Genomic DNA, 22,480 nt, shown 5'->3' with positions numbered 1-22,480 from the left:
GTGGGCACTGTTGCGCGACAACCGGCCGTTCACAACGACAAGTTCCGCCACACCAGCGCCCACAGCCACTTGACACGGGTCATTAAGACTCGCCGGTTAGCGTCCCCCGGCACGAGAGCTGCCGTGCACACCAGGTTCGGTCCGCCGGAGGTGGTCCGGGTCGTGGAGTCGGCCGTGCCCGTTCCCGGGAAGGACGACGTGCTGATCGAGGTGCGCGCGACGACGGTGACGTCGGCGGAGTGCGCGATGCGGCGGGGTGAGCCGCGGTGGGGACGGGTGGTCAACGGCGCGTCCGGCAGCATCGGCACGTGCGCGGTGCAGCCGGCCAAGCTGTTCGGCGCGTGCGACGTCGTGTTCGGCATGTCGGTGCGCAAGAACGCCGGGTTGCTCGTCGTCAAGGAGATGACGGAGGACGGGCGGCTGCGGGTCGTGGTGGACCGGACCTACCCGTTGGAGCGCATCGCCGAGGCCCGCCGGTACGTCGACTCCGGGCACAAGCGGGGCAACGTGGTGATCAGCGTGGTGGACTAGCCGGGTGATCACCTACGACCGCCGGGCGTTCGTGCAGGCGTTCCTCGACGCCCACCCGGACGCCAAGCAGGGCTACTACGCGAGCAACGCCTTCAACGCCGCGCTGCGCGAGCACCGGTTGCGGGTCCTGGACGGGTTGCAGCGGCTGTTCGGGCTCACGCTGGAGCACGACCGGGTGCCGCGTGATCAAGCCGCGCTGTTCATGCTGTTCCGCACCACGGCGTCGTCGTACGTCAAGATCACCGCGCCGGGTGAGGGGATGGCGGAGGCCGGGCTGCTCTACCGGCAGTTGGCGGGCACCCCGGCGCAGCGGCACGTCCTCGACGGCCTGCACCGGATCGCCGCGTGCAACGACCGGTCGCGCGACGCCCACCTGGACGTGCTGGAGTCGCTGGTCGAGGTGTTCCTCGGCGATCGCGCGGGCACGACCGTGACGTCGGTGGACCTGGCCGCCATCGGGGTGGACGACACGGCCGGCCCGAACAGCTCCGACTTCGACCTGTGGGAGGACTACTGAGCCCGCAGGAACCGCGCCCACGACGCGGCGGGGAAGGTGACGGTGGGAGCGGGGTTCTTCGAGTCCCGGGCCGCCACCCGGGTTGCCGCCAGTGTCGCCGCCTGTGCCGGGAGGTGCGCCACCTCCACGCAGTTGGCGCTGCTGTTGCTGCGGGAGCTCTTACGCCACAGGGTCATTCGCCCATCGTTTCACGCAAGTCCCTTGAGGTGATCCAGCGTCTCCTCCTCGGTGTAGGCCGAACGCCGCAGTGCGGCCCACGTCGCCTCGAACACCTCGATCTGGTCCTCCTCGTCGATGAACAGGCTCGCGACCTTGTTCTCCAGCAGCACCAGGCTCGGCTCGTCGTCGTACTCCAGGATCACGAACGGTCCGTTGAGGCCGCCGTGCAGTTCTGCATCGGTCGGCATGACCCGCACGGTGACGTTGGGCCTTTCCCCGGCGTCGATGAGATGCCGGATCTGGCGGCGGTGCGCCCCCGGGTCGTGGAATGGGCGCTCCAGAACGCTCTGCTCGATGATCACGCTCAACTTGAGCGGAGTGTTGCGGCTGAGCAACCCCTGGCGCGCCATTCGACTGGTCGCGAGGGCATCCACCTGGGCCTCGGTGAGCCCTTGTCCGGTCGCTGCGATAATCGACCGCGCGTACTCCGGTGTTTGCAGCAGGCCTGGGATCATCAAGGGCTCGTAGTTGAGCAGTGAACTTGCTTCGTCCTCGAAGTCGGCCCAGGTCTGCCAGTCCTCGGGCAGGTTTTGGTTGTTCATGCGCAACAGGCCGCGTTGTTCGGCGTGCCGGGCGAGGTCGAGGAGTTCGACGCGTTGTTTGCGCGCAACCTTGTAGCAGTCGAGCAGCTTTTCCAGGTCGTCCAGGTAGACGCCGATCTCCGACGACTCGATGCGGCTGATCTTGCTCGCGGACATGCCCGCCGCCTCGCCGACGGCGTCCATGCTGAGGCCGGCGGTGGTGCGGAGTTTGCGGAGGACGTGCGCGAGTCGGCGGGAGCGGGCGGATGTTCCAGCGCGGCGTGCCATGCGATCAAGTTAGGGGGGTTGCAAATTGCATCGCAAGGAGAGCCACTCGATCGAGTTATTGCCGAAAATAAGGCAAGGCTGCAAATGTTGCGGCATGGAGCCGATCATCAAGGTGACGTCGCCGAAGCGCGAGTGGTTGTTGCGGTGCTACTCCGAGGAGGAGGACGTGATGGCGCTGGAGGTCCAGGACGGCGGGATCGACGTCTTCCTGCCGTCGGGGGTGGACGGCGTCCGACTCGAAGCGGCGCAGATCGCGGCGTTCCGGGAGGCGCTGGACGAGGCCATCGCGCAGGCCGAAGCCGATCTGCGGGCGGCCGCCCGGCCCTGAACATCAAGACTTGCCCAAGGTGTGCCGATTCGACTATCCCGGTCCAGTGTGATCCGGCACACTCACTCGGCATGGCGGAAGCGACGAGCGCACCGGAGCAACCGGAACTGAAACGGGCCATCGGCCCGAAGCTGCTGCTGTTCTTCGTGGTCGGTGACATCCTCGGCACCGGCATCTACGCCCTCACGGGCAACGTCGCGGGCAAGATCGGCGGCGCGCTGTGGCTGCCCTTCCTGATCGCGTTCGTGGTGGCGTTCCTGACCGCGTTCAGCTACCTCGAACTCGTCGGCAAGTACCCCAAGGCGGCCGGCGCGGCGCTGTACACCAACCGCGCGTTCAAGATCCAGTTCCTCACCTTCATGGTGGCGTTCGCGGTGATGAGCTCGGGCATCACGTCGGCGTCGTCGGCCGCGCTCGCGTTCGGGCGCACGTACCTCCAATCCGTCATCAAGGAGTTCTTCTCCGACACGTTCACCGTGTCGGCGACGCTGGTCGCGATCCTGTTCATCGTCGGCCTGGCGCTGATCAACTTCCGCGGCGTCTCGGAGTCGGTCAAGGCGAACGTCGTCCTGACCTGCATCGAGCTGTCCGGCCTGGTGATCATCATCGCGATCGGCATCTACGCGGTGCTGGCGGGCGACGGCGACGCGAGCCGGTTGACGCAGGTCGACCCGGCGCCCGACCAGAGCGCGCTCGTCGCGATCACGTCCGCCACCGCGCTGGCGTTCTTCGCGATGGTCGGGTTCGAGGACTCGGTGAACATGGCCGAGGAGACGCAGAACCCGACCCGGATCTTCCCGCGCGCGATGCTGTGGGGCATGGTGATCGCGGCGCTGATCTACGTGCTGGTCGCGATCACGTCGTCGCTGCTCATCCCCGCCGACGAGCTGTCGAAGGCAGGCTCCTCGGCGCTGCTGCGGGTCGTGCAGGTCGGCGCGCCGGGCTTCCCGCTGTGGATCTTCGCGCTGATCGGCCTGTTCGCGGTCATCAACTCGGCGCTGATCAACATGCTGATGGCCAGCCGGTTGGTCTACGGCATGGCGAACGAGCGGATCATCCCGAAGGTGTTCGGCACCGTCCACCCGTTCCGCCGCACGCCGTGGATCTCGATCGTCTTCACGTCGGGGGTCGCGATCATCCTGGTGTCGACCACGGACATCGCCAAGCTCGGCGGCACGACGGCGTTGCTGCTGCTGGTCGTCTTCACCATCGTCAACGTCGCGGTGCTGGTGCTGCGCAAGGAGAAGGTCGACCACAAGCACTTCCGCGCGCCGACGTGGGTGCCGGTGCTCGGCGCGATCACGTGCGCGTACCTGGCGAGCCCGCTGTCGGGCCGCGCGTCGGCGGACTACGAGATCGCGCTGTACCTGCTCGCGGCCGGCGTCGTCCTCTGGCTCATCAACCGCCTGGTGCACGGCAAGGTGACGTTCGACCCGGAGAAGCTGTCCAAGTGACCCGTCGACGGTGGTGGGGCGCGTGCTGCGGCCCACCACCGTCGGTGTGGTCAGGCGTCGAGTTCGGCCAGCATGGCCAGGAGCCGTTCGCGGTCCTCGTCGTCCTGGCGGACCCGGCGGCCGTGGATGCCGCCGCCCGGCATCGCGGCGTCGCGCTCGGCCAACGCGCGCAGCCCGGGCAGCAGCGGGGCGGCGTCGGCGCCCAGTTCCCGCAGCGACTCGACCAGCCAGCCGCCCGGGCCGACCCACGCCAGCCGCTGCCGGACGGCGTCGAGGAGGGGCTGGGCCTCGCCCGTCACGCGGCGGATCGCGAGGGCCGCGGAGTGGGTGTCGTGCTCGTCGGCCAGCAGTTCGCGGAGTCGGGGCAGCAGAGCGGCGGCCGGTGGTCCGAGCAGGCCCGCCAGCTCGGCGGCGTCCGCCACGTGCCGGGCGCTGTCCAGCGCGTCGGCGACGGCGTCGAGCGGGGTGGTGGTGTCGCCGGCGTGCGGCAGCAGCCGCGCCGCTTCGAGCCGCAGCCGGATGGTGGCCGGGTCGTCGCCCGCGGCGGTGGTGGCGACGGCGCGGAGCGCGGGCAGCAGGTCGTCCAGCGGAAGGCCGTGGCGCAAGGCGGTCCGCGCGGCCGGGACGGGTGAGCTCACGGCGGCTTCGGCCACGCAGGAGCGCACGTGGTCGAGGTCGTCGGTGATCGCGGCGAGGGCCGAGGCGCAGTCGAGCCGGTGCCGCCAGGACGCCGCCGGGTCGTCGCGGACCTCCGTCAGCACGGGCACCGCCGCCGACGCCGCCGGACCCATCACGGCCAGCGCGCGGACCGCCCACCACTGGTCGTGCGGGACGAGCGCGACCAGCTCGGGCACGGCGTCGGCCGCGTCCGCGCCCCACCGGTGCAGCAGCCTGGTGAGGGTGTTCACCTCGTTGTGCCACCGCATCCGGCCGAGCATCGCGGCGTAGTCGGACGACGGCTGCCACCGGGTCGGCAACGCCGCCAACCGCCGCCGCACCGCGTCCAGCAGCACGGGGTCGCAGGCCACGCCGGTGTCGATGAGCAGCTCGACGACGTCGTGCGTGAGGGCGCCCGCCACGAGCGCCGTGGTGAACGGCGAACGCCAGCGCGGGTCGCCGAGCGTGATCAGGATGTCCAGGCTCAGCCCGAACAGGCGTCCCTCGATGGAGTCCACATCGGTCGGAGCGGGCTCGGCCACGACCGCCGCCAGCGACTCGGCGGCCAGGGGAGCGGCGGCCGGCACGTCGCGCACCGCGGTCGCGGCGGACAGCCGCACGTTCGGGTCGGGGTGGTCGACCGCGGCGGCGAGCAGGGGCGCGCTCCGCGCACGCGCCGACCGCGACCCCACGCACCGCTCGTAGACGGCGTCGACGGCCCGGCGCGCGGCGTCGGCCGACCCGCGCTCGAACAACGTCCGGCACAGCCCGGCGAACTCCGCGCCGTCGACGCGCGCCACGACGTCCGCGAACGGGTACCCCGACCAGACCCAGTTCCGCACCGGCTCGCCGTCGAGCCAGCAGTCGACCACCGCGGCCGTCGCCCCCTCCGGCCACGGCAGCCCGGCGTCCGCGATCGCCCACAGCGCACCGGCCCGGACGGCGGCCGGACGCGACGGCGCCAGCTCGCCGGTCAGCCACTCGGCGCTCTGCGCGGGCGCCTGCCGACCGGCGGCGGCCAGCAGGCCGGCCACCACGCGCGGCGACCGCTCGCGCTTGCGCCGCGCCCGCAACGCCGCCACCACCTCGGCGGCGGGCGGGAGGTTGCCGAGCAGGTAGGTGGCGACGTGCCGGACCTCGACGTCCGGGTCCTCCAGCAACGGCAGCAGCCGCCCCGTCTGGCGCCCCAGCGCCGCGTCGACGTCCGCCAGCACGTCCGGCGGGCCGTCGCCGGTCTCGGCGATCGCGCCGAGCAGGTGCACCAGGCCCGCGCGCCGCGGCGTGGCCGGATCGGCGGCGAGCCGGGCGACGAACGGCACCGCCCGCGGCGTCGCCGAGTACAGCGTGCCCTGGTGGTAGATGCTGCCGAACAGGTGCTCGAAAGCCTCGCCGGCCGACGCCTCGTCCTCGCCGACGGCGGCGCGCAACGTCCGGGGCACGTCCCGCGCCGAGCCGTACGCGTGGTCGAGGGACGCCCAGTCGACGTCGTCCACGCCGTCGAGAGCGGCGGCGGTCATCGGTCTGCTCCCATGAGCGGTGCAGCGTAGGCGGTCAGGCCGCTTCCACCCGGTACGGGTCGTGCTCGGCGAGCAGCTTCTCCAGCCGCGCCTGGTCGACGCGGCTCACGACGTAGGTCTCCTCCTGCCGGTCGCGGATGCACTTGGCCAGGGTGAACGCCGACGTGACGGTGAACAGCAGGCCGAGCGCCAGGAAGGCGCGCACCCAGCCGTCCACCGGCAGGTAGGCCACACCGAGGCCGACGGCGGCCAGCGAGACGGCGAAGGAGATCACCGCCTGCGCGTAGAAGGCGTTGGTGGTCGGCGAGTGCGGTTTCGCGGTCATGGCCGAAGCGTCCCCGCCGACCGGGCCCGGTGTCATGAGTACCGCTACTCAATCACGCGTGCGCTCGCTGGTGGCGGCGCAGCTCGGTGGCGTCGTGCGCGCTGAAGACGTCGACCGAGTCGCCGTGGTCGCGCACCAGTTGCCGCAACCGCTTCTGGTTGGCCACGCGCAGCTCCGGCAGCACCTGCATCCGCTTCTGCATGTACCCCAACGCGGGCGGGCAGTGCCGTTCGGCCGCCATCTCGCCGTGGAAGAAGTACGAGTCGCCCGCGTGCAGCAGCCACCGGTCGCCGACCCGGACCGCCACGCCCGTGTGCCCGTGCGTGTGCCCGAACAATGGCACCAGCAGCACGTCCGGCCGCACCTCGCGCACTCCGTCGAAGCCGAACCACGTCTCGCCGGTCGCCTCGTGCGGAGTCCACTTCGGCCCGTGCGCCCACTGGGCGTCCGGGTAGCGCATCCGGTCGTTGCCCGACCGGCCCGGACGCGTCGCCGCGGCCAGCTCCTCCGCCGAGACGTGCACCCGCGCGTCCGGGAAGTCGCGCAGGCCGCCGGCGTGGTCGAAGTCCAGGTGCGTCAGCACGACGTCGCGCACGTCCGATGCGGCGAACCCGAGCGCTTCCACCTGGCGCAGCGCGGTTTCCGCCTCCGCCAGCGCGGGCCGGGCCATCGACCGCCAGCGGCGCACCAGCGTCTCGTCCGGCCGGCGCACGTCGTCGAGGCCGAGACCGCTGTCGACGAGCACCAGGCCGTCGTCGGTCTCCAGCAGCAGCACGTGGCAGACGAGCTCGGCGGCCCGGAAGTAGGAACCCTCACCGCTCACCAGCTTCCCGCCGAACGGGCGCATGGTGCCGCAGTTCAAGTGGTGCGCCTTCACGGTTCCGTCCTTCCCAGGAGTGCGCCGAGCCGGGCGGCGACGGCGTGCAGGGGGTCCAGCGAACGGCGGGTGCGGGCGAGCAGCAGCGCGCCCTCGATGGCGGCCAGCACGACCGTCGCCAGGTCGTCGTCGCCCACGTGCTCGGCGATGAGCCGCTGCCACGAGGCGTAGACGTCCTCGCAGGCGACGCGGATCGGCTCGCTGTCCGACGCCGCGTCCAGCGCCACCGTGGCGACGGGGCACCCGTTGCGGAAGTCCGAAGCCAGCAGGTCCTGGCTGAGCAGCTCCAAGGCGCGGGGAAGCGCTTTCGAGGGGTCGGTCTCGGCGGCCAGCACGGCGGCGAGCGCGTCGCACAGGTCGTTGCCCGCCAACGTCACCGCCTCGACCGCCAACTGCTCCTTGCCGCCCGGGAAGTGGAAGTAGAGGGAGCCCTTGGGCGCGCCGCCCTCGGCGAGCACCTGGTTGATCCCCGTCGCGTGGTAGCCCTGCGCCCGGAAGAGGTCGGCCGCGGTGCGCACCACGCGTTGCCGGGTGTCGGTCCGTCTTGGCATGTTTTTACTATAGAGACCGGTCTAGTAACTACGTCAAGGGGAGAGTCGCTCGGATACGCTCCTGACCCATGCTGGAGATCGCCCACGGCGCGGCACGCGCCGTCATCGCACCCGAGGGTGCGGGACTCAAGTCCTACGAGGTCGGCGGCGTGCCGTACGTGGAGACGTACGACGACGAACCGCCCATGGGCAGCGGCGCGGTGCTGGTGCCGTGGCCCAACCGCACGGCCGGTGGCAGATGGGTGCTCGACGGCGAGGAGCAGCAGCTGGAGATCGGCGAGCCCGCGCGGGGCAACGCCATCCACGGGCTGGTGCGCCGCGCGATCTGGGGCACCGTGGAGCACACCGGGTCGCTGATCTCGCTGGAGACGCCCGTCGCCGGTCTCGGCTGGCCGGTCGAGCTGCGCACCACCATCACGTACGCGCTCGACGACAACGGCCTGACCGTCTCGCACGGCGTCACCAACGTGGGTGACAAGCGGACCCCGTTCGGGGTGGGCACGCACCCGTACCCGCGGGCCGGCGCCTCCCTGACGGACGAGACCTCGCTGTCGCTGGCCGCCACGACCGTGCTGCCGGTGGACCCGCAGACCATGATCCCGAACGGCCCGGCCGTGCCCGTGGAGGGCGACTACGACTTCCGCGTGGCGCGGCTGCTGGAGGGCGTGGAGCTCGACACCGCGTTCGGCGGGTGCGAGCCGGTGGACGGGCTCGTGCGGCACGTGCTGAAGGGCCCGGCCGGCGGGGTCGAGGTGTGGGCGGACCCGGACTTCAAGTGGGTGCAGGTCTACACGCCGGACAACTTCCCCGGTCGTGGCCGCGCGGTGGCGATCGAGCCGATGACGTGCCCGCCGGACGCGTTGAACAGCGGGATCGACCTGCTGTGGCTGGAGCCGGGCGAGTCGTGGGCCGGGCGGTGGGGTTTGCGCCCGTTGTCGTAGAACGTTAGCGTCGCTAACTATGAACGTCGCTATCACGGGTGGGTACGTCGTCCCGGTCGTCGGAGAGCCGATCGAGGGCGGCACGGTCCTGGTCCAGGACGGGAAGATCGTCGCGGTCGGCTCGGACGTCGAGGTGCCGGACGGCGTCCCGGTCGTCGACGCGGCGGGCGGTTGGGTGCTGCCCGGCTTCGTGGAGGCGCACGGCCACCTCGGCGTGCACGAGGAGGGCGAGGGCTGGGCCGGGCAGGACACCAACGAGATGACCGACCCCAACGGCGCCCGGCTGCGCGCGTTGGACGCGATCAACGCCGCCGACCAGGGCTTCGCCGACGCCCTGGCCGGCGGCGTCACGACCGCGGTGGTCAAGCCCGGTTCGGGCAACGTCATCGGCGGCCAGACCGTGGCGGTGAAGTGCTGGGGCCGCACGGCCGACGAGATGCTGGTGCGCAACCCCGTGAGCGTGAAGAGCGCGTTGGGGGAGAACCCGAAGCGGGTGTACGGAGAGCAGAAGAAGCTGCCGTCCACGCGTCAGGGCGTGGCGGCGGTGATCCGCGACGCGTTCACCAAGGCGCAGGACTACGTGGCCAAGCGGGACGAGGCGGACGGCGCGTTCGAGCGGAACACCACGTCCGAGGTGCTGGCGCGGGTGCTGTCGGGTGAGCTGCCGTGGTGCCAGCACTGCCACCGCGCGGACGACATCGCGACCGCGTTGCGGCTGGCGGAGGAGTTCGGCTACCGGCTCATCGTCAACCACGGCACCGAGGGGCACCTGATCGCGGACGTGCTGGCGGAGCGCGACGTCCCGGTGATCATCGGGCCGCTGTTCACGTCGCGGTCGAAGGTCGAGGTGCGGCAGCGCTCGTTGCGCAACCCGGGGATCCTGGCGCGTGCGGGCGTGCGGATCGCGATCACCACGGACCACCCGGTCGTGCCGATCCACTTCCTCGTGCACCAGGTGACGTTGGCCGTGAAGGAAGGCCTGGACCCGCGCGTGGGTCTGGAGTCGATCACCGTGAACCCGGCGGCCATCATGGGCCTGGACGACCGCGTGGGTTCCCTGCGCCCGGGCCTCGACGGCGACATCGTGATCTGGTCGGGCGACCCGCTGGACGTGATGAGCCGCGCCCTGAAGGTCTTCGTGGAGGGCCGCGAGGTCTACCGCTACGAGAACGGCGAGGAAGTCGTCACCAACCCCTTCTACGCCGAACCCTGACCCGCGAGTCGACCACCCGGGTCCCGCGAGCCGAACCTCCGGGACCCCCGAATAATTCGGGGGTCCCGGGCGTTCGGCACGCGGGTCAGTGGCGGAGGGTGCGGCCGATGACCAGGCGCTGGATCTGGTTGGTGCCCTCGAAGATCTGGAGCACCTTGGCCTCGCGCATGTAGCGCTCCACCGGGAAGTCGCGGGTGTAGCCGGCGCCGCCCAGCACCTGCACGGCGTCCGTCGTCACCTTCATCGCGGCGTCGGTGCAGACCAGCTTCGCGATCGCGGCCTGGCGGCGGAACGGGAGGCCGCGGTCGCGGCGGCGGGCCGCGTCCAGGTAGGTGGCACGGGCGGACTCCACCGCGGCGGCCATGTCGGCCAGCAGGAACTCCAGGCCCTGGAAGTCGATGATCGCCCGGCCGAACTGGGTGCGCTGCTTGGCGTACGCCACGGCCTCGTCCAACGCCGCCTGCGCCAGGCCGACGCCGCACGCCGCGATGCCCAGCCGGCCGGAGTCCAAAGCGGACAGTGCGATCTTCAGGCCGTCGCCCTCGGCCCCGATCAGGCGGTCGGCCTCCAGCCGGACGCCGTCGAACGACAGCTGCGCCGTGATCGAGCCGGTCAGGCCCATCTTGCGCTCCGGCTTGGCGGCCGTGAGGCCCTCGACGTGGCCCGGCGCGAAGAAGCAGCTCACGCCCTTGCCGCCCTCGTCCGACGTGCGTGCCATCAACGTGTAGAAGTCGGCGACGCCCGCGTGCGTGATCCAGGCCTTCGTCCCGTTCACGGTGTAGTGGTCCCCGTCGCGCACGGCCCGCGTCGACAGCGCGCCGGCGTCGGAGCCAGCGTGCGCCTCGGACAACGCGTACCCGCCCAGCTGGTCACCGGCCACCACGTCGGGCAGCCAGCGCGACTTCTGCGCGTCGTCCCCGAACGTCGCCAACGCGTAGCTGGACATGACGTGCACCGACAGCCCGACCGCGACCGACATCCACGCCGACGCGACCTCCTCCAACGCCTGCAGGTACACCTCGTACGGCTGCTCACCCCCGCCGAACCGCTCCGGGTACGGCAGCCCGAGCAACCCGGTCTTGCCGAGCAGCCGGAACGCCTCGCGCGGGAACCGCGAGTGCTCCTCCGCCTCGGCGGCGTGCGGCGCGAGCTCGTCGCGCGCGATCTCGCGGACGAGGGCCAGCAGGTCCTCGGCCTCGGTGGTGGGCAGCAGGCGCTCGGCGGGCATCGTCGACCTCCGGATCACGGGGTACTGTCACCAGTACTGTAGGACGTACTCCAGTACTGGAGCCAGGCACTGTGACAGAGTTGCCGCCCATGACCTCGATCGTGCGCCGACCGCTGACGCCCCGGCAGGTGGAGCTGCTGGGCAGGCTGGAGGCGCTCGTGCTCGCCGAAGGGTTCGCGCACTTCACGCTGGACGACCTCGCCGCCCGCCTGCACTGCTCGAAATCCACCCTCTACGCGCTGGCCCCGAGCAAGGAGCAGCTGGCGGTGAAGGTGGTCGGCCGCTACTTCAAGGGCGCGGCCGAGCGGATCGAGCAGCGCATCGCCGAGGTCGCGGACGTCCGCGCCCGCGTCGGCACGTACCTGGCCGGCGCGGCCGAGGAGCTGCGGCGGGCGTCGGCCCGGTTCATCACGGACGTGTCCGCGTTCGCGCCCACGCGCAGCACCTACGAGCGCAACGCCCGCGCCGCCGCCGAGCGGATCCGCGAGTTCATCCAGGAGGGTGTCCGCGACGGGGTGTTCCGGGACGTGCATGCGACCCTGATCGCCGAGATGGCCGGTCTGCTCATCGAGGGCATCCAGACCGGTGTGCTGACCCGGCGCGCGGGGGTCTCGGACGCCGAGGCGTTCACCGCGCTGGGTGAACTGCTGCTGGACGGGTTGCGAAGAGAACGGAGCCAGTCGTGATCGTCGTTGCAGGTGAGGCGCTGGTCGACCTCGTGCCCACGCCCGAGGGCGCCCTCGCGCCGCGGCTGGGCGGCGGGCCGTACAACGTGGCCGTGGCCGCCGGGCGCCTCGAAGCGCCGGTGAGCTTCCTGTCCCGGGTGTCGACCGACCTGTTCGGCGACCGGCTCATCGAGCGGCTGCACGCCTCGGCCGTGCGCACCGACCTGGTCCAGCGCGGCGAGCAGCCGACGACGCTGGCCGTGGTCGGGCTGGCCGACGACGGCTCGGCGCGCTACTCGTTCTACGTCGAGGGCACGGCGGACCGCCAGGTGACCGACCCGGGCCCGCTGCCCGCCGGCACCAGGGCGGTGTCCTTCGGCACGCTGTCGATGGTGCTGGAGCCTGGCGCGAGCACGTACGAGCGCGTGCTGTGGCGCGAGGCCGAACGCGGCGCGCTCACCGTGCTCGACCCGAACATCCGCGCGGGCCTCATCCGCGACCCGATGGCCTACCGCGACCGGTACGACTCGTGGCTGCCGCACGTGGGCCTGCTGAAGGTGTCCGTCGAGGACGCGCGGTGGCTGGCCGACCTGCCGGAGGACGCGCCCGAGGACGCCGTGCTGGAGGTCGTGCGCGACTGGCAGGGCGCGGGCCCGGCCGCCGTCGTGCTCACCCGCGGCGGCGACGGGCTGGCCGTGCTGACCGCCGCCGGCGACGTGATCCGCGTCCCACCCACGCCCGTGGACGTGGTCGACACCATCGGCGCGGGCGACACCGTGCAGGGCGCGCTGCTCGCCTGGCTGCACGCGCACGACGCGCTGTCCGTCGAGGCTGTCCGTGGTCTGGACGCCGCGCGGTGGGGCCGGGCGCTGGCCTACGCGGGCGCCGCGGCGGCCATCACGTGCTCCAGGGCGGGCGCCGAGCCACCCTTCAAACGCGAGCTGGAGATGACCTAGCTCTCACCCCGCGTGAGATGGAGAAACAGCCCTGAAGGGCTACCGTGGTGGATGCACGCTAGCCACCCATGCATCCGGATGTGATGCCGGTCCCATCTCACAGAATCGGTTCACACCGCGGCTGTGTGGAGGGTCGTCCTCTGACTAGCGTGGGAGAACTGACAGGACCCCAACGGGGTGGTGCTGCGGTGCGGGGCGATCCCACGCCCGCGCGCGTGCGTGCGAGATCCGCATGAGCCACCCCGCCCTAGCGTGAGAGGGACTCTGCATGCCCGACGCGACGACTGCGCCGAACGACACCCGTACCGTCGCGCTGCGCCATCCGGGCGGAGAGCACGAGATGAAGGTAGTACCGGCCACCGAAGGTGCGCCCGGTATCGACCTCGGGAAGCTCCTGGCCACAACAGGTCTGGTCACACTGGACAGCGGGTTCGTCAACACCGCGTCCTGTTCCTCCGAGATCACCTACATCGACGGTGACGCCGGCATCCTGCGCTACCGCGGCTACCCGATCGAGCAGCTCGCCGAGAAGTCGAACTTCATCGAGGTCAGCTACCTGCTGATCTACGGCGAGCTGCCGACCCAGGCCCAGCTGGAGGAGTTCTCCTCCAAGATCAACCGGCACACGCTGCTGCACGAGGACCTGAAACGGTTCTTCGACGGCTTCCCGCGTGACGCCCACCCCATGCCCGTGCTGTCCTCGGCGGTGTCCGCGCTGTCGACGTTCTACCAGGACAGCCTCAGCCCCTTCGACGCCAACCAGGTCGAGATCTCCACGATCCGCCTGCTGGCCAAGGTGCCCACCATCGCGGCCTACGCCTACAAGAAGTCCGTGGGCCAGCCGTTCCTGTACCCGGACAACTCCCTGGGTCTGGTGGACAACTTCCTGCGCATGACGTTCGGCTTCCCGGCCGAGCCCTACGACGTCGACCCCGACCTGGTGCGGGCGCTCGACCTGCTGTTCGTGCTGCACGCCGACCACGAGCAGAACTGCTCCACGTCGACGGTGCGCCTGGTCGGCTCGTCCGAGGCGAACCTGTTCGCGTCCATCTCGGCCGGCATCAACGCGCTGTTCGGCCCGCTGCACGGCGGCGCGAACTCCGCGGTGCTGGAGATGCTGGAGAAGATCCGGCGCGAGGGCGGTGACGTCAACGCGTTCGTGAAGAAGGTCAAGAACAAGGAGGACGGCGTCCGCCTGATGGGCTTCGGCCACCGGGTCTACAAGAACTACGACCCGCGCGCCGCGATCATCAAGAAGACGGCCGACGAGATCCTCGGCAAGCTCGGCGCGTCCGACGAGCTGCTGGACATCGCGAAGGCGCTCGAGGAGACCGCGCTCGCCGACGACTACTTCGTCGAGCGGAAGCTGTACCCGAACGTCGACTTCTACACCGGCCTGATCTACCGCGCGATGGGCTTCCCGACGAAGTTCTTCACCGTGCTGTTCGCGCTCGGCCGGCTGCCCGGCTGGATCGCCCACTGGCGCGAGATGATCAACGACCCGGCCACCAAGATCGGCCGCCCGCGGCAGGTCTACACCGGCGCGCCGGAGCGCTCGTTCGTGCCGCTCGACCAGCGCTGACCGCCGTTCCCACCACGCGCACGGCCGAGGCCCGCACCGATGTCCGGTGCGGGCCTTTCCCGTTGCGGCGCAACGATCAGCCGCCCAGCTCGGCGATCAGCGCGCGGTAGGTCGCGAACGCGGGCTTCGGGGTGTGGTCGTCGGTGGTGAGGCCGAAGTTGTGGAACAGCCCGGGTTTCGCGCTGTCGGCGTCGCGCAGCGCGAAGTGCGTGTAGCCGGAGATGTTCAGGCGCACGGCGTGCTCGGCGACGACGCGGACCACCGTCTCCACCACCTCCGCCTGCCGCTGCGGCGACCGGTCCGGGCCGGTGGGCCAGCCGTGCTCGGTGATGTGCAGCGGCACGTGCGCGAGACCGGCGGCGCGCAGGAGATCGCGGTGGTGCGCGAGGAGTCCCGCCACGCCCTCGGCCAGGTCGCCGTCGAGCGGGCGGAACACGTCCGGGAAGAAGTCGAGGCCCACGTAGTCGAGCGCGTCCGCGAACGCCGGGTCGCCGGCGGTCAGGTCGGCGAGGAACGACGACGCCGGGCCGAACAGCGGCGTGGTGTTGAAGCCGACCGCCAGGTCGTGGCCCAGGGCGCGGGCGTGGGACTTGGCCGCGACGACCCCGGCCGTGATCGCCTCCCGCACGCCCGGGTACCAGCCGTCCAGCACCGGGTTGTCGGTCACGTTCGGCTCCTCGGTCACCTGGAGCGTCGCGGTGACCGCGCCGTGCCGCTCGACCAGCGAGCGCACGAAGTCGCAGTAGCCGGCCACGTCGCCGGCCTCCGACTGGTACTGCGCCACCAGGTCCAGCCGTCGACCGCGCACGGCGTACCGGGCGGCGTCTGCGGGCGTGGTCGGGGTGCTCCCGGTGTCCTTGAACGCGGTGTACGCGCGCACGACGAACGGGCGGCCGGGGCCCTGCAACTCGTCCAGCAGGGCACAGATGTGCTCGGGCGAGTCGGGCGCGCCGGTGGCCAGGCCGCCGGTGTCGTCACCGGTCGCGCCGCCGGGGTAGATGCCGAAGAGCATCGGGCTCAGTCCTCTCGGGTCGGCCAGATCAGGGAGCCGGCGCGGATGTCGTCCACGACCGTGTCGATCCACGCGAGCTCGGCGCGGGCCTGGCCCAGCGCGTACTCGGCCTCGATGACGTGCAGCCGGGGCACGCCGCCCGCCAGCACCTCGGCCAGTTCGCGCTCGTCGGCCGCGATGCGGGCGGACAGCCGTTGCCCGCGTTCGGTCAGGGCTTCGACGGCGCCGATCGGGCCGAGCGCGCCGAGGTGGGCGACCGCGCCGAGGAACTGCGTGAACTCCCGCCGCGGGGTGCGGATCTGGCTGTCCAGCCGGCGCACCAGCTCGTCGTGCCCGGCGTCGGTGAGGGCGTACACGGTCCGCTCGGGGCGGTTGCCGGTGCGCTCCGTGCCCTGCGGGGCGACCCACCCGGCGGTGACGAGGGCCTCGACGACGTCGTACAGCGTGCCCCGGTTGATCGCGGCGGCCCGGTCGCCGCCGCGCGCCCGCAGGTCGGTGAGCATCTGGTACGGGTGCGTCGGGTGCTCCAGCAGGAGGCCCAGCACCGCGAGCACCAGCGGGTTGTCGAGCGCGCGTCGTGGCATGGCAGAAAACTATCAGTCGAAATCGACTATTGCGAACGCGCTGGTCGTGCGGGACGCCGGTCGCGCTCCTAGGGTCGGTCCGTGGACTCCTCGACCGTGCTGTGGTTCCGACGCGACCTGCGGACCGCCGACCACCCGGCGCTCCTCGCGGCGGCCGAGCGGGCCTCACGCGTGCTCGCGCTGTTCGTGCTCGACCCCGTGCTGCTGAAGGCCTCCGGCGAGCCGCGGGTCGAGTTCCTGCACCGGTGCCTGCGGTCGCTGGACGCCGAGCTCGACGGGCGGCTCGTCGTGGTCGAGGGCGACCCGGTCGAGGTCGTGCCGCGGGTGGCCGCCGAGATCGGCGCGTCGTCCGTGCACGTCTCCGCGGACGCCGGGCCGTACGGGCGCGAGCGTGACGCGGCGGTGGCGGAGCGGGTCGAGCTGGTGCGCGCCGGGTCGCCCTACGCGGTCACGCCGGGGCGGGTCACCAAGGCCGACGGCACGCCGTACCGGGTGTTCACGCCGTTCCTGAAGGCCTGGTCGGAGCACGGCGTGCGCCCGCCCGCCGCCACCGACGCGTCGTCGGTGACGTGGATCCGGTCGGACCTCGGGCGCGAGCTGCCGCCGGGGGAGGCGCTGCCGGACGTGCGGGCGCTGTGGGAGGCGTTCCGCGACGAGAAGCTGCCCGACTACGCCACCCGCCGCGACCGGCCGGACCTCGACGGCACCAGCCGGTTCTCCGCGTTCCTGAAGTGGGGCGTGGTGCACCCGCGGACGTTGCTGGCCGACCTCGGGCGCGGTGCGGGCGCGAAGGCGTTCCGCACCGAGCTCGCCTGGCGCGAGTTCTACGCCGACGTGCTGTGGCACCGGCCGGACTCGGCGCGCCGCAACTACAACCGCGCGTTCGACCGCATGCCGCTGGACGACGACCGCGACCGGTTCGAGGCGTGGTGCGAGGGGCGGACCGGCTACCCGTTCGTGGACGCCGGGATGCGCCAGCTGCGGCAGGAGGGCTGGATGCACAACCGGGTGCGCATGGTGGTGGCGAGCTTCCTCGTCAAGGACCTGCACCTGCCGTGGTGGTGGGGCGCCCGGCACTTCATGCGCCACCTGGTCGACGGCGACCTCGCGTCCAACCAGCACGGCTGGCAGTGGGCGGCCGGGACCGGCACCGACGCCGCCCCGTACTTCCGGGTGTTCAACCCCGTCACGCAGGGCGAGAAGTTCGACCCCGACGGGGACTACGTGCGCCGGTACGTGCCCGAGCTGCGCGACGTGCCGGGCAAGGCCGTGCACCAGCCGCGTGACCCGATCGTCGACCACGCGCACGAGCGCCTGGAAGCACTCGCGCGCTACGCGGCCGTCAAGGGTTGAACTCCGTCAAAGGTTGAACGCCAACAGGGGTTGCGGCACGGCTAGCGCAGCACGTCCCGCAGCCGCACGCGGGCGCCCGTGCGCAGGATGGCGTTCGAGTAGACCTTGCCGCCCAGCCAGGTGATCGCCGCGATCGCGGCCAGCGCGAGCGCGATCGCCAGCAGCACCTGCCACGTCGGCGCGACGCCCATCGCCATCCGCCCCGGCATCAGGATCGGCGCGAACGGCGGCAGCACCGACAGCACCGCCACCGTCGTCCCGCCCGGGTCGGTGACCATGAAGTTGATCCCCAGCATGAACGCCACCACGATCGACATGCTGATCGGCATCAGCACCGACTGGAGCTCCTCCTGGCGTGACACCAACGACGCGGCGGCGGCGAAGACGGTGGCGTACAAGAAGAACCCGAGCACGTACCAGAGCAAGCCGGTGGCCAGCGCGCCGCCCGCCACGCCCGCGACGTCGACCACCCCCGACAACGACGCCAGCACGAGCCCGATGCCGCCGATCACGAGCAGCTGCAGCAGACCGACCGCGCCGAGCCCGACGACCTTGCCCAGCAGCAGCTGCCACGGCCGCAACGTCGCCAGCAGGATCTCCACCACCCGGCTGGACTTCTCCTCCACCACGCCCTGCGCGACCATCGCGCCGTAGACCAGCAGCGAGTAGTACAGCAGCCCGGCGATCACCAGGCCGATCGCCAGCCGCTGGCCCCGCTGCTCGTCCCGCTGCTCCAGCGCCACCACGTCGACGCTCGCGCGTTCCACGTTGCGCGCCACCTCGGCCGGGTCCACGCCCGCCTCGGCGAAGTGCGCGTCCAGGACCTGCTGCTTGACCAGCAGGTCGAGGGAGTTGCGCAGGGAGTCGCCCAGCGACTGCTCCACCACCACGCGCAGGTCGTCCGACGCGCCGGTGATCAGCGCGTCCAGGTCGCCCGAGCGCACCTGCTCCTCGGCCGCCGCCAGGTCGGTCACGTCGACCGTCTCCACCTCGCGGCCGAACGACCGCGCGGTCTGCTTCAACGGCTCCGCGAGCACGGTGGCCTGACCGCTGAGCGCGACCCGGTCGCGACCGGCGTCGTCGAACAGCACGGCCTGCAGCAGCACGTACCCCGCCAGCAGGGCGACGATCACCAGCGTGCCCCACACGAACGACTTCGTGCGCACCTTGCCCAGGAACTCCCGGCGGGAGACCAGGAACACCGCCCTGCCGGGGGTGAGGCTGCTCATGCGGCGGACTCCTCGGTCACCACGCTGCGGAACAACTCGGTCAGCGACGGCCGCTGCCGGGCGAACTCGTGCACCGGACCCGTGTCCAGGGCGGCGCGCAGCACGGCCTGGTCGTCCACGTCCGACGTGACCTCCAGGACCGTGCGGCCGGTCGACGTGTGCGCCGAGCGCACGCCCGGCAGGTGGTCGGCCCAGCCCGCGGGCGCCAGCGGCGCGTCCACGACCAGCTTCGACTCGCCGCCCGCGCGCAGCTCGTCCACCGAACCGGACGCCACGAGCGTGCCGCTGCGCACGATGCCCACCCGGTCGCACAACCGCTCGACCAGGTCCAGCTGGTGGCTGGAGAACACCACCGGCACGCCGCCCGCCGCCTTCTCGCGCAGCACGTTGCTCATCACGTCCACCGCGACCGGGTCGAGGCCGGAGAACGGCTCGTCCAGCACCAGCACGTCCGGCTCGTGCACCAGCGCCGCGGCCAGCTGCACGCGTTGCTGGTTGCCGAGGCTGAGCTTCTGCACCTCGTCGCCCCGGCGGTCGCGCAGGCCGAGGCGGGCGATCCAGTCCTCCGCCGAGCGGTGCGCGGCGTTGGTCGACAGGCCGTGCAGCTCGGCCAGGTAGACGAGCTGGTCCAGCACCTTCATCTTGGGGTAGAGCCCGCGTTCCTCGGGCATGTAGCCGATCCGGCGGCGGGTCTCGAAGGTGATCGGCGCGCCGTTCCACCTCACCTCGCCCGAGTCCGCGGCCAGCACGCCGAGCGCGATGCGCATCGCGGTGGTCTTGCCCGCGCCGTTGCTGCCGACGAAGCCGAACAGCTCGCCCGCCCGCACGTCGAAGGTCATCCGGTCGAGCGCGACGACCTCCCCGTAGCGCTTGGAGACCCGGTCGACCTCCAGCACTCCCTGTGCCACGTGCTCTCCTCCTGTCGTGACCGGTCGTGCCTAGCGGTAGACCTGCGTGGACAGCGGCGCGAACGGCGTGCGGCTGAACACCGCCTCGACCGGCAGGCCGAACACGTCGCAGATCCGCAGCGCCAGGTCGAGGCTCGGGTAGTGGTCGCCCCGCTCCAGCGCCCCGATCGTCTGGGGGTTGACCTCGACCGCCGCGGCCAACCCCGCCCTGGTCAATCCCCGTTCGACCCGAAGCACCCCGATCCGGTTGTGGATGGGTTGCCCGGGGCCTCGGCGCACCGGACTCATGCTACGAAGTGTTGCGAAAACCCAACAGAACGGCAAGTAAACAATTCACAGAATGGGCCGAACGGCGGTATCCGCGGGTCGTGCGACCGAAGGATCACGTTTCGGTGAAACGATACGTCGCCGGGAACCGAATCGAGTGTCGACGGGTCGAATTGCGCAGTAGGGCCGCAAGCCCCGTTGCCGTGAGGGGTGAACATGGAGCCGGACCAGTGGCTCGCGCAGTACGGAGAGAAGATCGAGCAGGCCAAGCGGAACGCCGCGCAGGCCGAGTCGCAGCTCGGCGGCGTCGGCGGTAGCGCGACGTCGCCGGACGGCCTGATCACGGTCACGGTCAACGCCTCGGGCGCGTTGACCGACCTGATCCTGCGCCCGCAGTTGCGCGGCGAGGACCCCGAGCGGATCTCCGGCGCGATCATGACCGCCGTCGCGCAGGCGCAGCGCGCCGCGGCGGGCAAGGTCGTCGAGATCATGACGGAGTTCGTCGGCGACAGCCCCGCGCTGGAGTTCGTGAAGGCGAAGATGCCCAACGGCTATTCGGGTGACGGCACGGACGCCGTGGAACCGGAGCCCGAGATCCAGCGTCGAGACACCAGGCCCGATGACGACTACTTCACCAACCCACCCGATGTCATGGCCTGAGCAGGGGGTAGATGACCATGTTCGACTCGTTCAACGTGAACCCGGAGGAGATCCGGGCGCACGCTGGCACGGTCGACCAGTTGACGCAGCGGATGCTCTCGGCCACCAACACCGCTGACCCGTCGCTGTCGACCGACGCCTTCGGCGTGTTCGGCTCGTTCCTGGCGCAGTTCCTGCTCAAGACGGCCGGCTCGTCACAGGACATCCTCGGCCAGGCCACGGAGACCGTCGCCGACATGTGCCAGGGCCTCAAGGAGGTCGCCGACCTCTACGAGAACGTCGACCTCGACAACGCGTTCGGCTTCACCGGAAGGGCACGGGGATGAGCGGGCAAGCCACCACCTCCCAGGGGCGTGACCCCTCGCACCTGATCGGCGACGTGCAGGGCACCGTCGCGGCGGTCGAGCGCGGCGACTGGGTCCAGGCCGGGCTCGGCATGGCGAACACCGCCATGGGCATCGTCGGCATGGCCAGCAACCCGTTGTCGGGCTTCCTGTCCGCCGGTTTCAGCTGGGCCATCCAGCACGTCGACTTCCTGCGCGAGCCGTTCGACGCGCTGCTGGGCAACCCGCAGGCCATCCAGAGGATGTCCGACAGCTGGGCGTCCGCGGCCAAGCAGATCGAGGGCATCGTCGCCGACTACCGGCGCACGTCGGTCGAGGAGACCCGGACCTGGCGCGGCCGCTCGGCCGACGGGTACCGGGCGGCGAGCAAGCGGCACGCGGCCGGCCTGGAGACGCTGTCCAAGGCCACGCAGGGCATCTCGCGCGCGGCCAAGGGCGCGGGCGAGCTGGTGGCGACCGTGCGCAAGACCATCATGGACCTGATCAGCCAGGCCGTGTCCGAGATGGTCATGAAGATCATCCAGTGGTTGGCGGCGTCGTTCCTGACCTTCGGCGCGGCCATCGGCGCGGCGATCGCGGACATCGTGCAGATGGCGTGCAACTACGCCAAGAAGCTCGCCGACTTCCTGCAGAAGCTCGGCAACTCGCTTAAGAAGCTGATCGACCTGATCAAGTCGGTCGCGCAGATCGCCCAGACCGCCAAGCAGATCCTGCAGGCGATCACCGCGATGACGTCGTCCAACAAGGGCGGTGGCGGTGGCGGCTCGGGTCCGCGGTTGTCGCAGGGTGGCCTCGGGCTCGACGAGCGGCAGCTCAACGAGATGGACCGGGGCGCGAACGACCGGTACACGAACAACCCCGGCGGTGGCGGCGGTGGGTCGACCATCCCGTCCGGCGGTCCGAGCCCGATCGGTCCCGTGGTGAGCCAGCCGCCGCGGGTGGGCACCGGCTACGGGCCGGGCACCGGTGGCGGGACGGAGCCGGGGCGTGCGTACCCGGGCGGTCCGAGCGGTCCCGTGGTGAGCCAGCCGCCGCGGGTCGGCACCGGTGGCGGCTCGGGTGGTTCCGGTTCCGGTGGTTCCGGCAGCGGCGGTCACTGGGAGCCGGGTCGGTGGGTGCCGGGCGGTTCCGGTGCGGGCACGGGCCAGGTGCCCCCGCCGCCCACGTTCCGCGACACGACTTACGCGACGGGCAGTGGTAGTGGCAGCGGTACCGGCACGCCTTCCGTGCCGACCATGCCCCCGGTCCGCCCGGTCGACCTGCCCACCGGTGGTGGTGCCGGCGGTGGCGCGGGTGGCGGCTTCGGCGGCGGCGGTGGCGGCGGCTTCGCCGGTGGCGGCGGCGGTGGCGGTGGTTTCGCGGGCGGTTCCGGTGGCGGTGGCGCCGGCGGCTCCACCCTCCAGGCCGGTGGCTCGTCCGGCGTGCTCGGCCAGTCGGGCGGTCCGGCGGGCGGCGGCGCGGGTGCCGCCGGTGCGCCGGGCGCGGCCGGTGGACGTCCCGGTGGCGCGGGCGGCATGGGCATGATGGGCGCGCCGATGATGGGCGCACCGGGTGGCCAGGGCGGCGACGGCAAGGACCACCAGCGCAAGGTGCGGCTGGAGGGCGAGCCCCTGATCGAGGAGCCGCCGAAGGCCGCGAAGCCGATCATCGGCGAGTGACCTGAACGCCAAGGGGGACCTCCACCGCGGAGGTCCCCTTTCGCGTGCCTGTCCCCGTCCCGAGCGTTCGGCTCGGGGTACCTGAACGTTCGGCA

25 protein-coding genes are annotated in these 22,480 nt (G+C 71.5%); 13 read left to right on the top strand and 12 right to left on the bottom strand.

Annotation, left to right across the window (positions count from 1 at the left end; translation table 11 throughout):
• The first annotated feature begins 123 nt into the window (after positions 1 to 123).
• Both AB0I91_RS40265 and AB0I91_RS40260 read left to right on the top strand, forming a co-directional pair.
• Positions 124 to 531 carry a zinc-binding dehydrogenase gene (locus AB0I91_RS40265; RefSeq protein ID WP_498784891.1) on the top strand — a complete coding sequence of 136 codons (408 nt, stop codon included), beginning with the start codon at positions 124 to 126 and terminating at the stop codon, positions 529 to 531.
• 4 nt (positions 532 to 535) lie between these two features.
• Positions 536 to 1,048: a hypothetical protein gene (locus tag AB0I91_RS40260; protein WP_499641617.1), complete on the top strand. Its 513-nt coding sequence runs from the start codon at positions 536 to 538 to the stop codon at positions 1,046 to 1,048.
• Here the strand turns inward: AB0I91_RS40260 and AB0I91_RS40255 are convergent.
• Complete coding sequence (locus AB0I91_RS40255; protein ID WP_499615933.1) at positions 1,042 to 1,224, bottom strand: DUF397 domain-containing protein; 183 nt, start codon at positions 1,222 to 1,224, stop codon at positions 1,042 to 1,044. The genes AB0I91_RS40260 and AB0I91_RS40255 overlap by 7 nt on opposite strands.
• A gap of 12 nt (positions 1,225 to 1,236) precedes the next feature.
• Positions 1,237 to 2,076: a helix-turn-helix domain-containing protein gene (locus AB0I91_RS40250; protein ID WP_498784897.1), complete on the bottom strand. Its 840-nt coding sequence runs from the start codon at positions 2,074 to 2,076 to the stop codon at positions 1,237 to 1,239.
• A 94-nt stretch (positions 2,077 to 2,170) separates the two neighbouring features.
• Between AB0I91_RS40250 and AB0I91_RS40245 the strand changes: the two genes are divergently transcribed.
• A complete protein-coding gene (locus tag AB0I91_RS40245; protein ID WP_498784899.1) occupies positions 2,171 to 2,404 on the top strand; it encodes a hypothetical protein in 234 nt (77 codons plus the stop codon).
• Positions 2,405 to 2,475: 71 nt separating this feature from the next.
• The gene (locus AB0I91_RS40240; RefSeq protein ID WP_498784901.1) at positions 2,476 to 3,858 is read left to right on the top strand and encodes an APC family permease; all 1,383 of its coding nucleotides are present in this window, start codon (positions 2,476 to 2,478) and stop codon (positions 3,856 to 3,858) included.
• Between the two features lie 50 nt (positions 3,859 to 3,908).
• Here the strand turns inward: AB0I91_RS40240 and AB0I91_RS40235 are convergent, their stop codons facing one another.
• From AB0I91_RS40235 to AB0I91_RS40220, 4 genes are read right to left on the bottom strand one after another with little or no spacing between them, the layout of a single operon-like run.
• Positions 3,909 to 6,032: a hypothetical protein gene (locus AB0I91_RS40235; RefSeq protein WP_499641615.1), complete on the bottom strand. Its 2,124-nt coding sequence runs from the start codon at positions 6,030 to 6,032 to the stop codon at positions 3,909 to 3,911.
• A 34-nt stretch (positions 6,033 to 6,066) separates the two neighbouring features.
• Positions 6,067 to 6,357: a YiaA/YiaB family inner membrane protein gene (locus AB0I91_RS40230; RefSeq protein WP_499641613.1), complete on the bottom strand. Its 291-nt coding sequence runs from the start codon at positions 6,355 to 6,357 to the stop codon at positions 6,067 to 6,069.
• A 52-nt stretch (positions 6,358 to 6,409) separates the two neighbouring features.
• Complete coding sequence (locus AB0I91_RS40225; protein ID WP_499641611.1) at positions 6,410 to 7,234, bottom strand: MBL fold metallo-hydrolase; 825 nt, start codon at positions 7,232 to 7,234, stop codon at positions 6,410 to 6,412.
• Positions 7,231 to 7,785 (bottom strand): TetR/AcrR family transcriptional regulator, encoded by a 555-nt coding sequence (locus tag AB0I91_RS40220; RefSeq protein WP_498784906.1) that lies wholly within the window; start codon positions 7,783 to 7,785, stop codon positions 7,231 to 7,233. The genes AB0I91_RS40225 and AB0I91_RS40220 overlap by 4 nt, the downstream gene beginning before the upstream one ends.
• Positions 7,786 to 7,853: 68 nt before the next feature.
• On the opposite strand from AB0I91_RS40220, the gene AB0I91_RS40215 reads away from it, so the two are divergent.
• Positions 7,854 to 8,726, top strand: coding sequence for an aldose 1-epimerase family protein (locus AB0I91_RS40215; RefSeq protein ID WP_498784908.1), 873 nt, complete (start codon positions 7,854 to 7,856; stop codon positions 8,724 to 8,726).
• Positions 8,727 to 8,745: 19 nt separating this feature from the next.
• Positions 8,746 to 9,939 (top strand): amidohydrolase, encoded by a 1,194-nt coding sequence (locus AB0I91_RS40210; RefSeq protein WP_499641609.1) that lies wholly within the window; start codon positions 8,746 to 8,748, stop codon positions 9,937 to 9,939.
• Positions 9,940 to 10,024: 85 nt separating this feature from the next.
• On the opposite strand, the gene AB0I91_RS40205 is transcribed toward AB0I91_RS40210, so the two are convergent.
• Positions 10,025 to 11,167 (bottom strand): acyl-CoA dehydrogenase family protein, encoded by a 1,143-nt coding sequence (locus AB0I91_RS40205; RefSeq protein ID WP_498784912.1) that lies wholly within the window; start codon positions 11,165 to 11,167, stop codon positions 10,025 to 10,027.
• Between the two features lie 89 nt (positions 11,168 to 11,256).
• On the opposite strand from AB0I91_RS40205, the gene AB0I91_RS40200 reads away from it, so the two are divergent.
• From AB0I91_RS40200 to AB0I91_RS40190, 3 genes are all read left to right on the top strand, one after another.
• Positions 11,257 to 11,853, top strand: coding sequence for a TetR/AcrR family transcriptional regulator (locus AB0I91_RS40200; protein WP_498784914.1), 597 nt, complete (start codon positions 11,257 to 11,259; stop codon positions 11,851 to 11,853).
• A complete protein-coding gene (locus AB0I91_RS40195) occupies positions 11,850 to 12,788 on the top strand; it encodes a carbohydrate kinase family protein (protein ID WP_498784916.1) in 939 nt (312 codons plus the stop codon). The genes AB0I91_RS40200 and AB0I91_RS40195 overlap by 4 nt, the downstream gene beginning before the upstream one ends.
• Before the next feature lie 268 nt (positions 12,789 to 13,056).
• On the top strand, positions 13,057 to 14,370 hold the full coding sequence (locus AB0I91_RS40190) for a citrate synthase (RefSeq protein WP_498784918.1): 1,314 nt from the start codon (positions 13,057 to 13,059) through the stop codon (positions 14,368 to 14,370).
• A gap of 76 nt (positions 14,371 to 14,446) precedes the next feature.
• Here the strand turns inward: AB0I91_RS40190 and AB0I91_RS40185 are convergent, their stop codons facing one another.
• Positions 14,447 to 15,382 (bottom strand): hypothetical protein, encoded by a 936-nt coding sequence (locus tag AB0I91_RS40185; RefSeq protein ID WP_499641607.1) that lies wholly within the window; start codon positions 15,380 to 15,382, stop codon positions 14,447 to 14,449.
• A 5-nt stretch (positions 15,383 to 15,387) separates the two neighbouring features.
• Positions 15,388 to 15,966, bottom strand: coding sequence for a PadR family transcriptional regulator (locus tag AB0I91_RS40180; RefSeq protein WP_499641605.1), 579 nt, complete (start codon positions 15,964 to 15,966; stop codon positions 15,388 to 15,390).
• Positions 15,967 to 16,047: 81 nt separating this feature from the next.
• On the opposite strand from AB0I91_RS40180, the gene AB0I91_RS40175 reads away from it, so the two are divergent.
• A complete protein-coding gene (locus tag AB0I91_RS40175) occupies positions 16,048 to 17,319 on the top strand; it encodes a cryptochrome/photolyase family protein (RefSeq protein ID WP_499615958.1) in 1,272 nt (423 codons plus the stop codon).
• Between the two features lie 41 nt (positions 17,320 to 17,360).
• Here the strand turns inward: AB0I91_RS40175 and AB0I91_RS40170 are convergent, their stop codons facing one another.
• The 3 genes from AB0I91_RS40170 to AB0I91_RS40160 are packed head-to-tail and all read right to left on the bottom strand — an operon-like array spanning position 17,361 to position 19,744.
• Positions 17,361 to 18,548 (bottom strand): ABC transporter permease, encoded by a 1,188-nt coding sequence (locus tag AB0I91_RS40170; protein ID WP_498784926.1) that lies wholly within the window; start codon positions 18,546 to 18,548, stop codon positions 17,361 to 17,363.
• Complete coding sequence (locus tag AB0I91_RS40165) at positions 18,545 to 19,456, bottom strand: ABC transporter ATP-binding protein (RefSeq protein ID WP_498784928.1); 912 nt, start codon at positions 19,454 to 19,456, stop codon at positions 18,545 to 18,547. The genes AB0I91_RS40170 and AB0I91_RS40165 overlap by 4 nt, the downstream gene beginning before the upstream one ends.
• A gap of 30 nt (positions 19,457 to 19,486) precedes the next feature.
• Entirely contained in the window at positions 19,487 to 19,744 is a 258-nt protein-coding gene (locus AB0I91_RS40160) for a helix-turn-helix transcriptional regulator (protein ID WP_498784930.1), read from the bottom strand.
• 195 nt (positions 19,745 to 19,939) lie between these two features.
• Here AB0I91_RS40160 and AB0I91_RS40155 point away from each other — a divergent pair, with 195 nt between their 5' ends.
• The 3 genes from AB0I91_RS40155 to AB0I91_RS40145 are packed head-to-tail and all read left to right on the top strand — an operon-like array spanning position 19,940 to position 22,385.
• A complete protein-coding gene (locus AB0I91_RS40155) occupies positions 19,940 to 20,383 on the top strand; it encodes a YbaB/EbfC family nucleoid-associated protein (RefSeq protein WP_053718681.1) in 444 nt (147 codons plus the stop codon).
• A gap of 11 nt (positions 20,384 to 20,394) precedes the next feature.
• Complete coding sequence (locus tag AB0I91_RS40150; protein ID WP_498784933.1) at positions 20,395 to 20,709, top strand: type VII secretion target; 315 nt, start codon at positions 20,395 to 20,397, stop codon at positions 20,707 to 20,709.
• Positions 20,706 to 22,385: a WXG100 family type VII secretion target gene (locus tag AB0I91_RS40145; protein WP_498784935.1), complete on the top strand. Its 1,680-nt coding sequence runs from the start codon at positions 20,706 to 20,708 to the stop codon at positions 22,383 to 22,385. Before AB0I91_RS40150 ends, AB0I91_RS40145 begins: the two co-directional genes overlap by 4 nt.
• The last annotated feature ends 95 nt before the right edge of the window (positions 22,386 to 22,480 follow it).

Origin of the sequence: Actinosynnema sp. NPDC049800, from assembly GCF_040656635.1 — a bacterium.
Taxonomy (GTDB): domain Bacteria; phylum Actinomycetota; class Actinomycetes; order Mycobacteriales; family Pseudonocardiaceae; genus Actinosynnema.
The sequence above is the reverse complement of the archived record's forward strand: the minus strand, read 5'-3'. Positions and strand labels throughout refer to the sequence as shown.

Coding starts and splice junctions, on each gene's coding strand:
- AB0I91_RS40255 (WP_499615933.1), bottom strand. CDS start 1,224: ATGACCCTGTGGCGTAAGAGCTCCCGCAGCAACAGCAGCGCCAACTGC.
- AB0I91_RS40250 (WP_498784897.1), bottom strand. CDS start 2,076: ATGGCACGCCGCGCTGGAACATCCGCCCGCTCCCGCCGACTCGCGCAC.
- AB0I91_RS40245 (WP_498784899.1), top strand. CDS start 2,171: ATGGAGCCGATCATCAAGGTGACGTCGCCGAAGCGCGAGTGGTTGTTG.
- AB0I91_RS40240 (WP_498784901.1), top strand. CDS start 2,476: ATGGCGGAAGCGACGAGCGCACCGGAGCAACCGGAACTGAAACGGGCC.
- AB0I91_RS40235 (WP_499641615.1), bottom strand. CDS start 6,032: ATGACCGCCGCCGCTCTCGACGGCGTGGACGACGTCGACTGGGCGTCC.
- AB0I91_RS40230 (WP_499641613.1), bottom strand. CDS start 6,357: ATGACCGCGAAACCGCACTCGCCGACCACCAACGCCTTCTACGCGCAG.
- AB0I91_RS40220 (WP_498784906.1), bottom strand. CDS start 7,785: ATGCCAAGACGGACCGACACCCGGCAACGCGTGGTGCGCACCGCGGCC.
- AB0I91_RS40215 (WP_498784908.1), top strand. CDS start 7,854: ATGCTGGAGATCGCCCACGGCGCGGCACGCGCCGTCATCGCACCCGAG.
- AB0I91_RS40210 (WP_499641609.1), top strand. CDS start 8,746: ATGAACGTCGCTATCACGGGTGGGTACGTCGTCCCGGTCGTCGGAGAG.
- AB0I91_RS40205 (WP_498784912.1), bottom strand. CDS start 11,167: ATGCCCGCCGAGCGCCTGCTGCCCACCACCGAGGCCGAGGACCTGCTG.
- AB0I91_RS40200 (WP_498784914.1), top strand. CDS start 11,257: ATGACCTCGATCGTGCGCCGACCGCTGACGCCCCGGCAGGTGGAGCTG.
- AB0I91_RS40190 (WP_498784918.1), top strand. CDS start 13,057: ATGCCCGACGCGACGACTGCGCCGAACGACACCCGTACCGTCGCGCTG.
- AB0I91_RS40185 (WP_499641607.1), bottom strand. CDS start 15,382: ATGCTCTTCGGCATCTACCCCGGCGGCGCGACCGGTGACGACACCGGC.
- AB0I91_RS40180 (WP_499641605.1), bottom strand. CDS start 15,966: ATGCCACGACGCGCGCTCGACAACCCGCTGGTGCTCGCGGTGCTGGGC.
- AB0I91_RS40170 (WP_498784926.1), bottom strand. CDS start 18,548: ATGAGCAGCCTCACCCCCGGCAGGGCGGTGTTCCTGGTCTCCCGCCGG.
- AB0I91_RS40160 (WP_498784930.1), bottom strand. CDS start 19,744: ATGAGTCCGGTGCGCCGAGGCCCCGGGCAACCCATCCACAACCGGATC.
- AB0I91_RS40155 (WP_053718681.1), top strand. CDS start 19,940: ATGGAGCCGGACCAGTGGCTCGCGCAGTACGGAGAGAAGATCGAGCAG.
- AB0I91_RS40150 (WP_498784933.1), top strand. CDS start 20,395: ATGACCATGTTCGACTCGTTCAACGTGAACCCGGAGGAGATCCGGGCG.
- AB0I91_RS40145 (WP_498784935.1), top strand. CDS start 20,706: ATGAGCGGGCAAGCCACCACCTCCCAGGGGCGTGACCCCTCGCACCTG.